We start from the raw sequence: 13,648 nt of genomic DNA on the forward strand, positions 1-13,648 counted from the left end.
CCCGGTTACGGAAGGCATCGCCACGGCAGTGACGTTGAACGGCCTCAAGCGACTCCGATTGACCGACAACCGGCCACCAAGTGTCACCGGTTTGCGGGGCTGATCCTGCTTCTCCACCTTGCTCGCAGCCATCCCAGCGCAGGTCGCTGGACGCAGATGCGGTATCGGGGGAGGGAAGGGGCGACGCTGGTACTGGCATGGGAGGTTCGGGCATACCAGCCGGCAATGATGGTCGGGGCAGCGCATCAGGTACCGATGACGGCAGAGAGCGGGCAGTCGGTGGGTTAGCGGCGGCCTTCTCTCGCTCCGATAACTGTCGTTTGACCCGATCAAGTTCGGCCTTCTGCTCCTGAGTGGCCTGCTGCTGGCGAAGCACTTCCTGCCGGTAGCGGGTGATCTGGATGGCGAGAGCCATACCGCTCGCAAGAATGATCACGGCCCCCCCAGCCATCAGAGGCATCATTCGGATCCCAAAGAAAACAGGGGGTCGAGATGCGTCAGTGTCCGCGAGGACCGCAGGAGAGAAGCGGTCTCCACGAGAGAGGCCCAATGCTCGATCCAACCGTCGAACGGATGTCTCCAGCACACCTGTGGAGTAACCAAGCTTGACGGAGAGATCTGGCCAGTACCGGTCTCTCTGTCGGGGTTGGACAGAAAGAAGCTCCAGAAGCCCGCTCTGAATCCATGAGCTGAAGGTGCGCACAGCGCTGTGGTCAGTGTCGCTACGGACTGATCGCTCCAAGAGCACGAGTAAATCCTCGGCTGACATGGCGCGTAGTGCAGACCAGCCATAGGTCTCTTTAAGGTCTTTGAGCAAAACGCCAAAGCGAACTACCAGAGACTCTTCTGTAATCATGGTATTCGTAGCGGATGAGCTACGACGCCATGATTTTAACTTCTTGAGAAGCATGGTCATGGGAGCTGAATGATTCGACAATTCATTGAAAGTGCTTAATCGTTATCGCTAAAGCAAGAGACTGAGATCAGGAGAGGCAGTATTCATCTAGCCCTGGAGGCTTAGATGAATGTCACTCAAGCAATGAAGTCTCTATCCTGAGCATCAGATCGCAGGACAAGTCAACCAGTTCGAGGTGAAGGGCCCATGGCATGGTCTCGTGTGGAATGGATATGACTGTTTAACAATCACACCCACCAACCCACCTCGTCATCCCCCATTCGGGGGATCAACTGAGCGGCTTGCCTCGCCAAGGACCTGCCTTGTGGCCCAGCAGGTTTTTGCCTTCTCTGCGATTCTGCCGATCAGAGCATCTGCAGCAGCCAGTTCGCGGCGATTTAATCACCTTGCCTGCCAAAACACAGATAAACGGACAAATCCCCCGATCAGGGGATGACCATCAGGTGGACAGGCTGAGATCGTGCTGGGAATACGGGTGAAAGACCCCACCAGCTCCTTAATGAGACTCCTGCTACCCATTGCCGCCATGGTCCTCCTTGCGGCCAGCTCATCATCATCGGCGTCACCCTCTGCCGCTTCTGTTATCTCGATCGGTGATGGCGATACCTTGCGGGTGCTAGAAGGCGGACGCCGCATCACGATCCGCCTGGCCTGCATTGATGCACCCGAGACGGCACAAGCCCCTTACGGAATGGCTTCACGAGCCGAGCTACAGCGGCTGGCTCCAGTGGGCAGTGGCGTGACGCTCCGCGTGCTCAGTACAGATCGCTATGGCCGAACCGTGGCCGAAGTGATCCGAGGAGGTATGAACGTCAACTTGGCGATGGTCCGCAGCGGCCAAGCTTTCGCCTACCGGCAGTACCTGAGCAGGTGCGATCAGGCCGCCTACCTGGGAGCTGAGAGGCAGGCCGAGTCTGCTCGAAATGGTGTGTGGGCTGTCACCGGTGGGATCACCCGTCCATGGGATTGGCGCCACAGCAGGCGGGGTCCATCCAGACGATTGACGACTACACCTGCTGGGAGAGAATCACTTACATCCAGCAAGGGTGGGGTGGTGCGCGCTGGCAGCAGGACCACCTGCAAGAGCATCGGGAGCTTTGGCCGTGCTCAAGAGCTGCTGCGGCAAGGGCACACGTATCTGGACCGCAATGGGGATGGGGTGGCCTGTGAATCCCTTCGCTGATCAGCCTGTCCTGTGGGATGGGACAGGACAATGATGAGCCAGCTGGACCCACGCCTGGCTCGCCTGGCCATGCTGCGCGAACGCCTGCCTGGATTGGTGCGGGGGATTCAAGAACCAGGGATCACACCCGAGCGGAAGGCTGAGCTGGCAGCCGACTACGAGCAGGTCCTCGGCGCGGTGCTGGCATTGGCAGAAGAAGTGGAGCCACAATGATCAAATGTGCCGGCCAGTCTCAGGAGCCACGAGAAGAAGCCTTGTTCAGGGCTTCTGAAGCCGAGGCATCCCCCCAGAGGCTGAAAGCGGGGCCGGTGTTCAGAGCAGCTTCCAGTGAAAGGATCCCCAGGGCCACGCCCAACACGGCGGCATGGGTGCGGTCGCGCGCCTGGAGCTTGCTGATCACATTGCCGACGTGGGTCTTCACTGTTTCAGGGGAGACATACAGCCGCTCGCCGATGTTTCTGTTAGAGAGTCCGAGCATCACCCCCGTGAGTACCTCGACCTCCCGCTCGGTGAGGCTCTCGACCGGGGTCGCATCGCTTCTGCGCTGGCTCTGCTGCCGCAGGACAGCGGCGGCCTCTTTCGGGTAGTAGACGCCGCCGCCGGCGACGATCCTGAACACAGGCGTGAAGTCTTCCGTCTCGAAGCAGATCGCATCGCAACCGGCCTCCAGCGCCTCGCCGATCACGGCGGTGGATTCCCGATTGGTGATCAGGATGGTGCGCGTGTCGGGGTGGAACCGTTCGGCGCGCCGCACCAGCGACACACCTGCCCCCTCATGCAGGCTCTCGCTCACGAGCAGGAAGTTGGGCCGGTGCTGCAGCACGTGCTGGTAGCCCTCCTCCTCGGTGGTGGAAGCCCCCACCACGTGCTCAGTGATCGGGTTGATGCAGATGAAGGCGCCCAGCCACCTGGTGTTGCCAAGGCAGGCCACGATGGTTTTCCCCTCAAGGAGCTGGCCGTACTCCTCCAGCAGCGTGGGGATGTTCTGCAGGAGATGGGTCAGATCCATGCTTGGACCAGGGTTCGCGGATCCTAGGTGTGATTTCCCATCAGGTCATTCAGCAGCCCGCAGCAGGCCGAGCTGCTCAAAGGGGGTAAGACCTTCCAAGGCCATGTGGCACCTGCGACCGTTTTAGATCCCCAGATAGCTGGGTAGCCACCGGTTCCGATCGTCTGAATTGGCGTAGGCCATCGCGTAGGCCCACTCGGCCAGGATTGTCTTGATGAATCGCTCCGCCTTGCCGTTTGTTCGCGGCGTGTAGGGACTGGTTCTCCTAGGAGCTGTTGCGCGTCGGTCATCCGTCTGACGTAACTGTCTTGGGCACACCCGCTGAACCAGCACGGAGGGGGCTCTTCCTTGAACTCCCCCGACTGGGGGATGTGGCGATGGTGACGACTGAAGGATGGTGAAGAGGTCAAGGGGGCGACCCCACAACCACCTCAAGATCATGACCAAAGGGAAGATGGCATCACTTCTTATGATTGGTGCGACAGTGGTGGCCCTCTACAACCCTAAGCCTGCTAAAGCCGGCACTGTCCTGCCGACCCTGTTCGCAGAACGCTACTGCACCTATCGCGACATGGGCGCAAGCTTCAACGATGCAATCAACCAGGCCAGTGACGACTCAACAATCAGCAGCAACAGCTGGTTCATGCTCCCCAGTGGAGTACGAAGCGACATCAAGGAGGCTTCAGGAGCTGCCGTAAGGCGCTGTCCTCAGTATAACAATAAGTGATCCCTCAAACCACCAAGCCATCCCACTCGGGGTGGCTTTTTTCATAACTTCAAACACCACTCCGCTTGCCAGTAAGCGGCAACTGCCCTTCCTTCTGTGCTTGCTGGTCTTCCTGCAAGTAGCGATACAAATCCATCACTGCCTTGGTTCCAAGTGCGCCGCCTGCTGTCACAGCACTATAAGCGGCAACTGGCGACCCTAAAAGCAAACTAGCAGCCATTCCCTGCTCAGTCCTTTGATTCATAGGGCCTTGAAGTTCATTCAACAGTTGCCCCATAAACTCCTTGTTGCGAACGCCTTTAAGGCAATCGGGAACGGGTTGGATCGTTTTTTCTCAAACTGGTGAAACACTCTGAAATACAACCATCTCAAGCGAATGGAAAAGCTACTCATCGCTCCCGTCGTCATTGCCGCTGCTGCCATGGCGATGCTGGTCCCCACCGCTCCACATGCAGCGTGTGCTATCTGACCAACTCCTACGTTGCCCCCCCATCAGCTCATGTGCACACGACTCGGAACGGACTATCTGAATAGGCCAATCTGGGCTTGCTGCAATTGATCTATCAGCTGATTCACTGTCGGGTCGGTCTGAATACAACACCCGCGACGGGAAATAAGGACGCCGTGATTCGTTTCTGAGGTGGCGTCTCGCAGGCATCGGAGGCCCGACCACTATTTCTCAAGCCCAAAACAATCACCTCAACAGCCAGCCCTCGCACGGCGGGCTTTTCATGTTCGCTGGGGAGTGCGGCTATGCGTAACAAGCTTCTAGCAGCGACCGATACCGGCAAGCATCAAGCCCAGCAACTCCCCAAGCCCAGCGCCAGGTAACGAACCCGGCAGTTCAGATCACCCCATCCGGGCTGGTGGCATCCAGCACCGCCAGCAACTGATCCAGAACCTGTCGCACTGCTGGCCCACGCTCGGGGTTGTGCACTGCCGCGAAGACCCGCGCCGTAATGCGGGCATCGATCTCCTGAAGGCTGACCGTGCTGTCCATCAGTAGCTGGATGCCGATATCGGCGGTCGTCAAGGGCATTGCCATGGCGCAACTGACCACAGTGTTCCCACTTTTCTGAGGTTGGCCCTGGGATGAGGGTGTCGGCCCTGCGCCTGCAGGGCTTTGAGGCCTTTGGCCGGGCTTGGAGCTTTTCCGAGCTGGCGGGAAGGAGGCGATCCATCTCGGAGGCCAGTTAGGTAGCTGTGGGGCAGGAGCGGAGCATCGGCCCCCACCAACGCATAAATCCCCCGATCAGGGGATGTCGATGCTGCCGCTCTCGATAAATCTTAAAGAAGACAAAGGGGACGTAACTCCTCGATCTCATTACAGCAATGGACATGAACGCCCTTTCAATCAACGACCCCTGTGTGAGAAGCCTTCTCAAGGGAAAAGGCTTCTCCACAGACCCGATGCCAAGCACTGATCAGATGGTTGTTCTCTTCCTACGTGAGCACGACGTTCAGGCACTCCCGCCTCGAGGCACTACAGCAGGCGATGCACTGAGCGGAGCCTTCTTTGGTGCAGTTGGGCCAGCCGCCGCCTTCGGAGGAGCTCACCTTCGGAATCAAGAGAAGATTGCAGCTGCACAGGAATGGACCACATGGAAGCAATGGGCCTTAAGTCACAAGGACTGGATGGGCTTCAAGGGCGAACTCCAGAAAAGATATGATGAGAATCTAGATAAATGCAAGGTACTTCTGGAAGAGAACGATTTCCAAGGTCAATGTGAAGCCTATAAAAATGTGCAACGCGAAACCATGGAAAAGTCGAGAAAGCGAAACAGAGTTATAGGTATTTCTGTAGTTGCTGCACTTTCAGTTCTTTATGCTTTGGATTACTGCATTGATCAGAATCCTCAAGTCCTGTTTTGGACCGATCAGAGCAATTCGCGCCCTTCTGATTGATCGTCTACCTATCGGTGAGACCAGCTGACTCAAGTGCTACCTTGAACTTGTTAGTGCGCACCAGCCCTCGGAGCTTTCTCCGATGCCGGCACCACCTCTCCCTGCAACCGCCAAGCCTTCCTCCAGTTGTAGAGGGTCACCACGTGGATGCCCAGCTCCTCGGAAATCCTGGCCACGCTTTGACGATGAGGCGGACTCATCCGCTTCCTTACGTCAGCCTTGACTCCTTCGCTGTAACGATGCATTGATCCTCTCCATGAAGCCCCCGGGTGTAAGAACGAGAGGGGTGACATCTTTCCTGAACTCGGGGGGCAAGCTCCGCCTAGTCACTTCATGATTGACCCAGATCGTAGTGGCAGCTATTCTATGCTCGACAAAGCGCAAATCCACGAGAAAGTGTCGGATTCACCGGTCAATCTTCTAGTCAGTGCAGTACTGGCTCCAGCTGGGGTCGCCGCAGTAATCAGCCAATGGTTTTCTGCGAGGAACCAAAAGGCGAGTTTGATTAACGCGGCAAGGCTCAGTGCTTATGCAGAAATTTATGGATGCCTTGCAGATGTTCAACAGTCCTGCGCCGACATGCGAAGGTTTCTGGTGATCTTAGACCCGACCGACCCCTACTACCCGTCCCCAAACGAATTGGACATCAAGATCAGTACATTATACGACCATGGCCTCAAGAGCCGCTATCAAGCTTCCGTGAAGACCATAAACAGCAATTCCATCTTCGTGTCTACGGCATCCGAGGCACAACTATTTCACTACGTGTATAGTGTTCGAGCTTACATTGAATGGTTGAATTACCACATTTTCGAGAGGCGAGACCCGATGTCTGGCCAGCCAGTATGCGCTTTGGAAGTTGTCTTCAAAGATGGCTTGTCGAGTGAGCAGAAGCAGACAATAAATGATAAGTGTAATCAACTTGGGAAACTGATTGACTCGCTCGGCATTTTGCTCAAGAGCGAGATCAGTGTTGCACCTGTCGAGCTGCGCTGCCCAGAATTTTGGCCGGACCCTCGCAGCGACTATCAGCAGTACCATGGGTACCCTCACACCATACCGGAAGGTGGCAATTAATTCTTGTCTCTTTGTTTCTCTCCACAGTCGCAACTCACCCCACCCATGAGCAAACGCCGCACCCACCCCCTCTGCCAGCAACGTTAACGCCTCTCCATCCCGACCATTTCAACCACTAGGGTCTTGATGGAGCAGTTCAAGGCATGTTTGCAACAAGGGTAGTAGCCGGCAAAATATTGCTGTTCGCTGCATCAAAAGCATCCGCCAGATTTCTGGTCATGAACCTGGCGTAGCTACCCATGTGCACTTCAAGGGAATGTCCCATCGCATCAGCCAGCTGCTTGGGCTGTAGGCCCCGACGGTGACCCTCGGCTGAATACCTGTGCCTGAAGCTGTATGGGGTGAGCTGCTGCTTCTCCCGCTCAGCCTCAGCGGAAATGCTCTTCCACATAGGCAGCCGACGCAGATGCGTACCCAGTGCCTCACCAGCTTTCCCCTCCTGCCCCAACGGGGGCAGTTCCTCACCGATCGCGACTCGCTGCTGCAGGTTCCAGTCCACTGGGCCGCCTGCTTCCTGCACCAGTAGGGGATAAAGACGGCGCGGCGGGGTCTTAGCGCCTTTGCGGCCCCCCTGGGACTTCTCGTAGCCAGACCAGAGTTCCGCCCCGTTCTGACGGGTGTGGATGTAGCGAAGATCCTCAGGACGCAGGCCATAGACGGCCAGGAGTTGACAGGCGAAGCGCCACCGCTGCCCGGTGGTTGTGTCATGGATGGACTCGATAAGCCGAAGGATCTGCGCATCGGTCATCGGGTAGCCGACACGTTTGGCAGTGGTGATCTCGTTTTCATCAACCACAGGGGGCAGCCAACATGCCTTGAAACTGCGTCGCTGAACACAGAATGTGAGGAACCCGTGGAGTGACTGGCGCATGATCTGCCGCTGCCGCATCCCCGGGCTCCATTGCTTCAGTGCCACAGCACAGAGGTCGGGGCCGTTGGTCGGCGCGTTGGCCGTTCCCAGCGCATTGAGGGCACGAATGAGGACAGGGGTGTATTTCTGCTTCCAGGTACGATCAGAGACGCGGGCACGATGCTGCCGGAACGCTTTAACAGCAGCGGACCAGTCGTTGGTGAAGTTAGAGCTGGTCACCGTCCCTACGTTGGCTGCTCCCTTCAGATCCATTTCGCCATCAATGAAGGCGTTGTGGATCTGGCGGATGCGCATCAGAGCGTCAGGCCAGGCAGCCTCGCTCCAGTGGTAGGGGAGGGTGACGGTTTCAGTCTTGCGGCCTGGGAGCCGAAGGCGGAGACGAACGGAGTCTCGGTCCTCGAAGACCAGCCAGCCAGGGCCACAGGAGGCCTTGACGGCAGAGCGAAAGGCGTCAGACCAGTCGGCCATGAAAGTAGCCAACACGCAGCACTAGGTCACAAGCTACGGCAAGCGCGGACAAAAGCGCGGACAATTTGGGGGCTTGCTTGCAACTCCGTGCAATCCCGTGCAGTCTTAAGCAAAGCCGGAACTGGCATCCTGACTGAAGAACTCAGTCTCAGCGGCGTCGGCACTGTCCCTTTGGGAGCACTAGGTCGCAGGTTCGAATCCTGTCGCCCCGATTGACTTCTCAGCGATTGGCTAAGGGAGATGGGAGAGATTTGGGGAGAGATTCCCGATCCCTTCGCTCCAGGGGCTGACCTGCTTCAGGGGAGCTTGCTGGAGTCGCCAGACTTGTTGAGCTGTGCTTTTTCAGTTCAGTACTGGCTTCTCGGCTCCTTAGCCAAGGACATTCCACAAATGAGCAGTCAACGCTCATCGCTTCGGATCAGGGCGTTGCCGACGAATTTCCATTGGTCGAAACCAGATCCGCAGGCGGCGGCGGGCGAGGAGCAGGGCAAGGGAGGTCGCCCACTACCCGAGAAATCTCTCCCCTGTGGGAGAGACCTGAAGCGCCTGCAACGGCTGATTTACTGCGCCGATAGGGCTAGCCAAAGGCGTGGTCAGGCAGGTCAGCACTTCGCTGATAGGCGCTCCGGTCGTCGGCGGCCGTCTTCAACTTGCCACGGCTGCGCCGTGGCTGACGTCAGACAGCCGCCGCCGCCCTCCGCCCCAGCCCTGCGGGGAGGGGATGGAGGGCATGAGGGCATGCCCGCGGCTGCGGTAGCGCTGGCAATCAGGGCCGCTAGTTAGTTGGGCTGCTGGCCTGCTTATTTGGCCGGCCTGTTATGAATCAGTCCACGGCGAGGTGGATCGGGATAAATCAAGGAGATCCCTGTCGCAGCAGTTGCCTTGCCACCCCACAAGTGCACTTGTACTGGTAGAATAAGGGCTGCGCCAAAGGCCCAAAGCCCATCGCCTGCGGTAATCCAATCCCCTGATCTCGCCATCACTGCCGCTCTTCTGTTTGCGGTGTGATGCCCCGATCGGTTGTCACCTTTGGCAGCTGATTCATGGATCTTCTTATCTCGTCTAGCTCTGCAATAGCTCCATCTCGATCCCTTGTGATCGCAGCAGGCGGCGGCCGGGATCTGGCCTGGCCCCATCAGCGGGTTGCTGCTGAACTGCTGGCCCGCAGCGGCGGCCGGCTGGTTCATCTGCTGCTCCATGGCGGTGCCCGCGGGGCCGATGCCGCCATCGCCCGCGCCGCCCATCAACTGGGCTGGTCGTCGCTGGTCATGCCTGCCGAGTGGCGGCGCCATGGCCGGGCAGCTGGGCCGATCCGTAATCGGGATCTGCTCGAGCTGGCTGTGGCCCGGGCCGTGACCCACACCTCCCCTGGTGTCTCCACCTCCGTGCTGGTGGTGGCCTTCCCCGGTGGGTCCGGCACGGCCTCGCTGGTGCAGCAGGCCCGCCGCATGGCCTCACGCTCCCCGGTGCCGATCGCCGTGGTGGAGGTCAGCCCCTCCGCCGCTCGCTGGGCCGATCCCGCTGCTGCTTCTTGCCCCTGAAGCCTTCCGCGCCTGTTGGCGCCTCTGTTCCCCATCCCCTTCTCACTGTCATGCCTGTTCTCACCCCCATCCCCGCCGCACAAGCCACTGCTCCTGCAGTGGCTGCTCCAGAGGCCGCTGGCCCAGCCTGTTCCATCCGCCACTCCGGTTCCCTCTGGCAGCTGGGCATCGAGGCCCAGGAGCTCACCACCGCCATCGGCCAACTGGCCGAGCAGCTGGAGGCCGATGACGACGACACCCGCAACCAGGCCCTCGCTGAGCTGGAGGCCTTCCTGCTGGCAGAGGAGGGCAACAAGCAGGCCCTGGCGGCCAAGGCCGATGCCACCTGCTGGGTGATTGAGCATCTGCGCGGCCAGGCCGCCTACCGCCAGCAGCAGGCCAAGCGGCTCACGGAGCTGTCCCGCTCCGACGCCAGCCGAGCCGATTCCCTGGAGGAATCGCTGGTGCTGGTGCTCACCCGGCTGCAGCCCGCAGCCGCCCGCTTCTCGTTCACCAATCACGAGCTGCGCAGCACCCGCTCCACCTCCGTAGCCATCGAGAACGAGGCCCTGCTCGATCCCGAATGGCTCGCGGTCAAGACCACCTTCCAGGCCGATAAGACCGCCATCAAGGCAGCGCTGAAGGCCGGCCAGAAGATCACCGGCGCTCAGCTGATCTCCCGCCGCTCCTGGCGCATCTGCTGACGGGGGGCACAGCCCCTCGCGATGGGGTTCCGGGCTGTTGAGCGCACCTTCCGGTGCGACTGGTGCATCCGGGCCCTTTTCCTCCTCACTCCTCACACCGATCGCAGCATCACGCCATGACCGTCGCCGCGCCTTCCACCAACGGGGCTCGCACCACTAGCCGCCCCGCTCCTCCTCGACCAAGCCAGAGGCCGCCATCGGCCCTGGAGCTGATCCGCTCTGCTGACCGCGCCGAGGAGGCCCCACCAGAAGCTGGCTCCGCTCCCCAGGCTCAGCCCTCGGGCTTCTCCCCAGAGCAACTCGCTGCCCTCTCCGCCCCCCTCGATCGGGCCAATGTCCGCCAGCGGGAGCAGGGCCGCAGCCGGGTGAGCTACCTGGAAGGTTGGCAGGTGATCGCGGAAGCGAACCGCATCTTTGGCTTCGATGGCTGGCAGCGGCAGACGATCGCCGTCCGCTGCGTCGCCCAGGCCGAACGCACCATCGGCCGGGACCAGAAGCCCGGCTGGGGCGTCACCTACACCGCCCGCGTGCGCGTCACCGTCAGTGCCGGCGGCCTGCCGCCGCTGATCCGCGAGGGCAGTGGTGCCGGCCACGGCATCGACATGGACCTGGGCCAGGCCCACGAGTCCGCCCTCAAGGAGGCCGAGACCGACGCGATGAAGCGGGCGCTGATGACCTTCGGGAATCCCTTCGGCCTGGCCCTGTACGACAAGGCGCAGCGCCAAGTCAGCAGCACAACGAGCCAGGGTGATGGAGCCCAGCGGCCAGGCGGGCATCGGCCACCCGTGAGCCGGCCGGCAGTTGGCGCTCCTTCTACCGCCGGAGCAACCCCGGCCCAAGGCCGCACCCAGGCCCCGGCCTCCACTGCGCAGCCATCAGCCACGGCCGACCCCGGCCAGCAGTCCCTCGATGCCGAAACGATCCAACACCTCCACAGCAGCCTGCGGGCCCTGCCCCGGCCTCAGCTGGAGAGCCTCACCCGGGCCTTCCGCAAGCGGTTCCAGGTACCCGAGGAGGCGGTGACGATCGCCGATCGGATCAACCAGAAGTGCCATCACGACTGGATTGAGGCCTTTCTTGTGTCGCACTGAGAGGCGCGCCAAGTACATCAGGAGTAATCGCTGGCAGTGCCAGTTGATCGAAGAGGAGTGCGTCAGGCAGGAGGCGGTCATGGGGGGCTGGCCATGGGGCGGGCGATCACGCCACCCGGCCTGCCCCGGCTTGCACCCCGCGCAAGGGCTCACGCGAGTCGCTCCGCTGCGCTGCGCGCCCCTTGCGCGGCGCAGGCGGCGCCGGGGCTGAACGGCGGTGTCGTTCGCCAGCTCAGCCATGGCCGCCACTCCTCTGGTCCGCACCTGCTCCATCCGCATCATCTCGGTGCATCTGCTGGATGCCGCCGGCCAGCTGCTGCGGGTGCTGTTCCTTGATCGCGAGGGGCACATCAGCGCCCAGCCGCACTACGTGCCCAGGGCCGAGGCCCTGATCCTGGCCTCCAATCAGCAGCGGGTGCTTGGGCCCCAGGCCAGGGTGCACGTGCTCTGAGTCGCCAGTGCCTCTCCCGGCTGGCACTGCCGGCCGGGATTTACCGGATCCCTGTCTGTTGGTTCCGTCTGGCGAATGGCCTGGGTATAAACCGGGGGTACCTTCCGGCCAATGCTCAACTACACCACTGCCTACCATCGTGGCAACGATGGCCCCACCAGCGTCTGGGGCATCAGAGGGTGGTGCGCACGGGGAACCGGAGGTTGGTGAGCATGCCAATCCCAGGATTCAACGAGTATGGATTGCTTGATGATGGAACTTACGCATGCACCATGAGAGAAGTAGAGGCTGCGCTGGCATGGAATGAGCAACGCCGCAGGCTGACGGAGTCGCTGCAGGCGTTTATTAGAAATGAGCTCCTGGAGCGTTTCACAACCATTCCGCCACTTGTGCTCGATGGCAGCTATGTCACTTCAGAAGAGAGCCCAGCAAATATCAACCTCGTGATTGAGTTACAGGGCTTGCCAAGCGATCAGCAGTGGGAGGGGCAAATGCTGTACTTGCGCAATGTCGAACTCTTTGGTACATACAAGATTGACATGCGCCCCAGTCTAGAGAAGCTTGGTCAGGACTTTGTGAGTTACTTCCGGTCTTGCGATCCAAGAAAAGCACTTGAAAAAGAGCTTGATTGCAAGATCAAGAAAGGGCTGCTGAGGTTGATGTCATGAGCGGCTGGATCGACATCGTCGAGGGCAAGGCCCGCATCATCCACCGAGAGCTCCTGGCAGCTCGAGAACTGGCAGTGCGGTTGGGCAAGGATCCTGAGCTGATCAGCACGCCGTATTTCGAGCTGCTCGCCAGGCTCTATCGGGACGAGTTCCCCTACGCATCACTGGCAGATCACGCCGATCTGGTCGCTCGATTCACGGGGCCAGGTGTGATGACCCATGAACCCCCCATTTCCCTTGTCACCGGTGCATTCTCGAAGCTGCGCACGCAGATTCAGAAGATCGCCAAATCAATCGCTGGTCTCAGCGAAGAGAAGCGTGTTCGCTGGCCGGCAGACCTGGATCCGTATCTCTCAGGGCTGGCCTATGGAAGCCTGGTCGTGGGAATGCGGGTCCCGAGGCCAGATGATGTTGGCGCTCAAGGCCAGCTGGTACTTGAGGGAGTGACCGATGGCCTCTACGACGCCGTCCGAGAGGCGGTATGCAGCCTTCCCCTGATTCCAAGGCTGATCAAGGATGAAGCCGTCAGTGAAGACGTGTATTCCCTGTTCCCAGACCCAGCTGTTCGCGACACCGTGATGGTGGCAGCTCAGAAACTTGCTCCCACTCCCAGAAGCAAGGCGATCACGGAGTTGTTCCTCAGCTGTCCTGGGCAAAGCCAGGAGACACCCGCCGCACTGACGCGAGAGAGCGGCAAGATCCTGCAGCGATCCTTGGATCAGGCATCAGGGCAGCGCTTCCGGGGAACTGATGCCTTTGAGGGGGTGGTGCGGGAGATCGACCTAGATGCCCTGCGCTTCGAGATCCGAGGCGCCCGGTATCAGCGCGGAATCCGCTGCATATACGACGATAGGCACAAAGGGCAGGCGCGCGAGATTCTGGACTGCACCGTCCGGGTCAGCGGTAGCTACGAGGCTGCTGCTGATGAACAGCCCAGGCTTGTGGCGGTGCAAGCCATCGAGATCCTCAAAAGGCCGGAAAAGCAGATGGACCTGCTTGGGCACTGAGATCTGCCTGCTGGCTGCTCAGACCCCGGGTGCTGCATTGGTCCCAATGGC

17 protein-coding genes and 1 pseudogene are annotated in these 13,648 nt (G+C 60.1%); 11 read left to right on the forward strand and 7 right to left on the reverse strand.

The features are described 5' to 3' along the window. The coding region (locus tag CJZ82_RS19180) for a hypothetical protein (protein WP_369820098.1) at positions 1-415 on the reverse strand (415 nt) is incomplete at its 3' end. 1,027 nt (positions 416-1,442) lie between these two features. Here CJZ82_RS19180 and CJZ82_RS15785 point away from each other — a divergent pair. After that, positions 1,443-2,099: a thermonuclease family protein gene (locus tag CJZ82_RS15785; protein ID WP_233130317.1), complete on the forward strand. Its 657-nt coding sequence runs from the start codon at positions 1,443-1,445 to the stop codon at positions 2,097-2,099. Positions 2,100-2,168: 69 nt separating this feature from the next. Continuing rightward, the gene (locus CJZ82_RS18510) at positions 2,169-2,312 is read left to right on the forward strand and encodes a hypothetical protein (protein ID WP_158218608.1); all 144 of its coding nucleotides are present in this window, start codon (positions 2,169-2,171) and stop codon (positions 2,310-2,312) included. 19 nt (positions 2,313-2,331) lie between these two features. Here CJZ82_RS18510 and CJZ82_RS15795 read toward each other — a convergent pair whose 3' ends face one another. Together CJZ82_RS15795 and CJZ82_RS15800 are read right to left on the reverse strand one after the other, a co-directional pair. Continuing rightward, complete coding sequence (locus CJZ82_RS15795; RefSeq protein WP_094556711.1) at positions 2,332-3,108, reverse strand: response regulator transcription factor; 777 nt, start codon at positions 3,106-3,108, stop codon at positions 2,332-2,334. Positions 3,109-3,240: 132 nt separating this feature from the next. Continuing rightward, positions 3,241-3,372: pseudogene (locus tag CJZ82_RS15800) on the reverse strand (integrase core domain-containing protein); the annotation flags it as partial. Between the two features lie 175 nt (positions 3,373-3,547). Here CJZ82_RS15800 and CJZ82_RS15805 point away from each other — a divergent pair. Further along, on the forward strand, positions 3,548-3,835 hold the full coding sequence (locus CJZ82_RS15805; protein ID WP_143593714.1) for a hypothetical protein: 288 nt from the start codon (positions 3,548-3,550) through the stop codon (positions 3,833-3,835). Positions 3,836-3,884: 49 nt separating this feature from the next. Here the strand turns inward: CJZ82_RS15805 and CJZ82_RS18085 are convergent, their stop codons facing one another. Continuing rightward, the gene (locus tag CJZ82_RS18085) at positions 3,885-4,112 is read right to left on the reverse strand and encodes a hypothetical protein (protein ID WP_143593715.1); all 228 of its coding nucleotides are present in this window, start codon (positions 4,110-4,112) and stop codon (positions 3,885-3,887) included. A gap of 567 nt (positions 4,113-4,679) precedes the next feature. After that, the gene (locus tag CJZ82_RS15810) at positions 4,680-4,874 is read right to left on the reverse strand and encodes a hypothetical protein (protein WP_094556740.1); all 195 of its coding nucleotides are present in this window, start codon (positions 4,872-4,874) and stop codon (positions 4,680-4,682) included. Positions 4,875-5,167: 293 nt separating this feature from the next. Between CJZ82_RS15810 and CJZ82_RS18090 the strand changes: the two genes are divergently transcribed. Then, complete coding sequence (locus CJZ82_RS18090; RefSeq protein WP_233130318.1) at positions 5,168-5,740, forward strand: hypothetical protein; 573 nt, start codon at positions 5,168-5,170, stop codon at positions 5,738-5,740. 50 nt (positions 5,741-5,790) lie between these two features. Here the strand turns inward: CJZ82_RS18090 and CJZ82_RS19680 are convergent, their stop codons facing one another. After that, positions 5,791-6,033 carry a transposase gene (locus tag CJZ82_RS19680; RefSeq protein WP_094556713.1) on the reverse strand — a complete coding sequence of 81 codons (243 nt, stop codon included), beginning with the start codon at positions 6,031-6,033 and terminating at the stop codon, positions 5,791-5,793. A 40-nt stretch (positions 6,034-6,073) separates the two neighbouring features. Here CJZ82_RS19680 and CJZ82_RS15820 point away from each other — a divergent pair, with 40 nt between their 5' ends. Continuing rightward, complete coding sequence (locus tag CJZ82_RS15820; protein WP_143593717.1) at positions 6,074-6,817, forward strand: hypothetical protein; 744 nt, start codon at positions 6,074-6,076, stop codon at positions 6,815-6,817. 136 nt (positions 6,818-6,953) lie between these two features. Here CJZ82_RS15820 and CJZ82_RS15825 read toward each other — a convergent pair whose 3' ends face one another. Continuing rightward, the gene (locus CJZ82_RS15825; protein ID WP_094556741.1) at positions 6,954-7,982 is read right to left on the reverse strand and encodes an integrase; all 1,029 of its coding nucleotides are present in this window, start codon (positions 7,980-7,982) and stop codon (positions 6,954-6,956) included. 1,268 nt (positions 7,983-9,250) lie between these two features. Here CJZ82_RS15825 and CJZ82_RS15830 point away from each other — a divergent pair. From CJZ82_RS15830 to CJZ82_RS15855, 6 genes are all read left to right on the forward strand, one after another. After that, a complete protein-coding gene (locus CJZ82_RS15830; RefSeq protein ID WP_233130320.1) occupies positions 9,251-9,697 on the forward strand; it encodes an SLOG family protein in 447 nt (148 codons plus the stop codon). Positions 9,698-9,747: 50 nt separating this feature from the next. Then, positions 9,748-10,380 carry a siphovirus Gp157 family protein gene (locus CJZ82_RS15835; protein ID WP_094556716.1) on the forward strand — a complete coding sequence of 211 codons (633 nt, stop codon included), beginning with the start codon at positions 9,748-9,750 and terminating at the stop codon, positions 10,378-10,380. Positions 10,381-10,496: 116 nt separating this feature from the next. Continuing rightward, the gene (locus tag CJZ82_RS15840) at positions 10,497-11,471 is read left to right on the forward strand and encodes an RAD52 family DNA repair protein (protein WP_094556717.1); all 975 of its coding nucleotides are present in this window, start codon (positions 10,497-10,499) and stop codon (positions 11,469-11,471) included. 238 nt (positions 11,472-11,709) lie between these two features. Continuing rightward, complete coding sequence (locus tag CJZ82_RS15845) at positions 11,710-11,922, forward strand: hypothetical protein (protein WP_094556718.1); 213 nt, start codon at positions 11,710-11,712, stop codon at positions 11,920-11,922. A gap of 212 nt (positions 11,923-12,134) precedes the next feature. Beyond that, entirely contained in the window at positions 12,135-12,590 is a 456-nt protein-coding gene (locus CJZ82_RS15850; protein ID WP_233130321.1) for a hypothetical protein, read from the forward strand. Beyond that, the gene (locus tag CJZ82_RS15855; protein ID WP_094556720.1) at positions 12,587-13,597 is read left to right on the forward strand and encodes a hypothetical protein; all 1,011 of its coding nucleotides are present in this window, start codon (positions 12,587-12,589) and stop codon (positions 13,595-13,597) included. The genes CJZ82_RS15850 and CJZ82_RS15855 overlap by 4 nt, the downstream gene beginning before the upstream one ends. Positions 13,598-13,648: the final 51 nt, after the last annotated feature.

The sequence above is a fragment of the Synechococcus sp. 1G10 genome (assembly GCF_002252625.1).
GTDB lineage: Bacteria > Cyanobacteriota > Cyanobacteriia > PCC-6307 > Cyanobiaceae > Regnicoccus_A.

Coding starts and splice junctions, on each gene's coding strand:
- CJZ82_RS15785 (WP_233130317.1), top strand. CDS start 1,443: ATGGTCCTCCTTGCGGCCAGCTCATCATCATCGGCGTCACCCTCTGCC.
- CJZ82_RS18510 (WP_158218608.1), top strand. CDS start 2,169: ATGCTGCGCGAACGCCTGCCTGGATTGGTGCGGGGGATTCAAGAACCA.
- CJZ82_RS15795 (WP_094556711.1), bottom strand. CDS start 3,108: ATGGATCTGACCCATCTCCTGCAGAACATCCCCACGCTGCTGGAGGAG.
- CJZ82_RS15805 (WP_143593714.1), top strand. CDS start 3,548: ATGACCAAAGGGAAGATGGCATCACTTCTTATGATTGGTGCGACAGTG.
- CJZ82_RS18085 (WP_143593715.1), bottom strand. CDS start 4,112: ATGGGGCAACTGTTGAATGAACTTCAAGGCCCTATGAATCAAAGGACT.
- CJZ82_RS15810 (WP_094556740.1), bottom strand. CDS start 4,874: ATGCCCTTGACGACCGCCGATATCGGCATCCAGCTACTGATGGACAGC.
- CJZ82_RS18090 (WP_233130318.1), top strand. CDS start 5,168: ATGGACATGAACGCCCTTTCAATCAACGACCCCTGTGTGAGAAGCCTT.
- CJZ82_RS19680 (WP_094556713.1), bottom strand. CDS start 6,033: ATGTCACCCCTCTCGTTCTTACACCCGGGGGCTTCATGGAGAGGATCA.
- CJZ82_RS15820 (WP_143593717.1), top strand. CDS start 6,074: ATGATTGACCCAGATCGTAGTGGCAGCTATTCTATGCTCGACAAAGCG.
- CJZ82_RS15825 (WP_094556741.1), bottom strand. CDS start 7,982: ATGCGCATCCGCCAGATCCACAACGCCTTCATTGATGGCGAAATGGAT.
- CJZ82_RS15835 (WP_094556716.1), top strand. CDS start 9,748: ATGCCTGTTCTCACCCCCATCCCCGCCGCACAAGCCACTGCTCCTGCA.
- CJZ82_RS15840 (WP_094556717.1), top strand. CDS start 10,497: ATGACCGTCGCCGCGCCTTCCACCAACGGGGCTCGCACCACTAGCCGC.
- CJZ82_RS15845 (WP_094556718.1), top strand. CDS start 11,710: ATGGCCGCCACTCCTCTGGTCCGCACCTGCTCCATCCGCATCATCTCG.
- CJZ82_RS15850 (WP_233130321.1), top strand. CDS start 12,135: ATGCCAATCCCAGGATTCAACGAGTATGGATTGCTTGATGATGGAACT.
- CJZ82_RS15855 (WP_094556720.1), top strand. CDS start 12,587: ATGAGCGGCTGGATCGACATCGTCGAGGGCAAGGCCCGCATCATCCAC.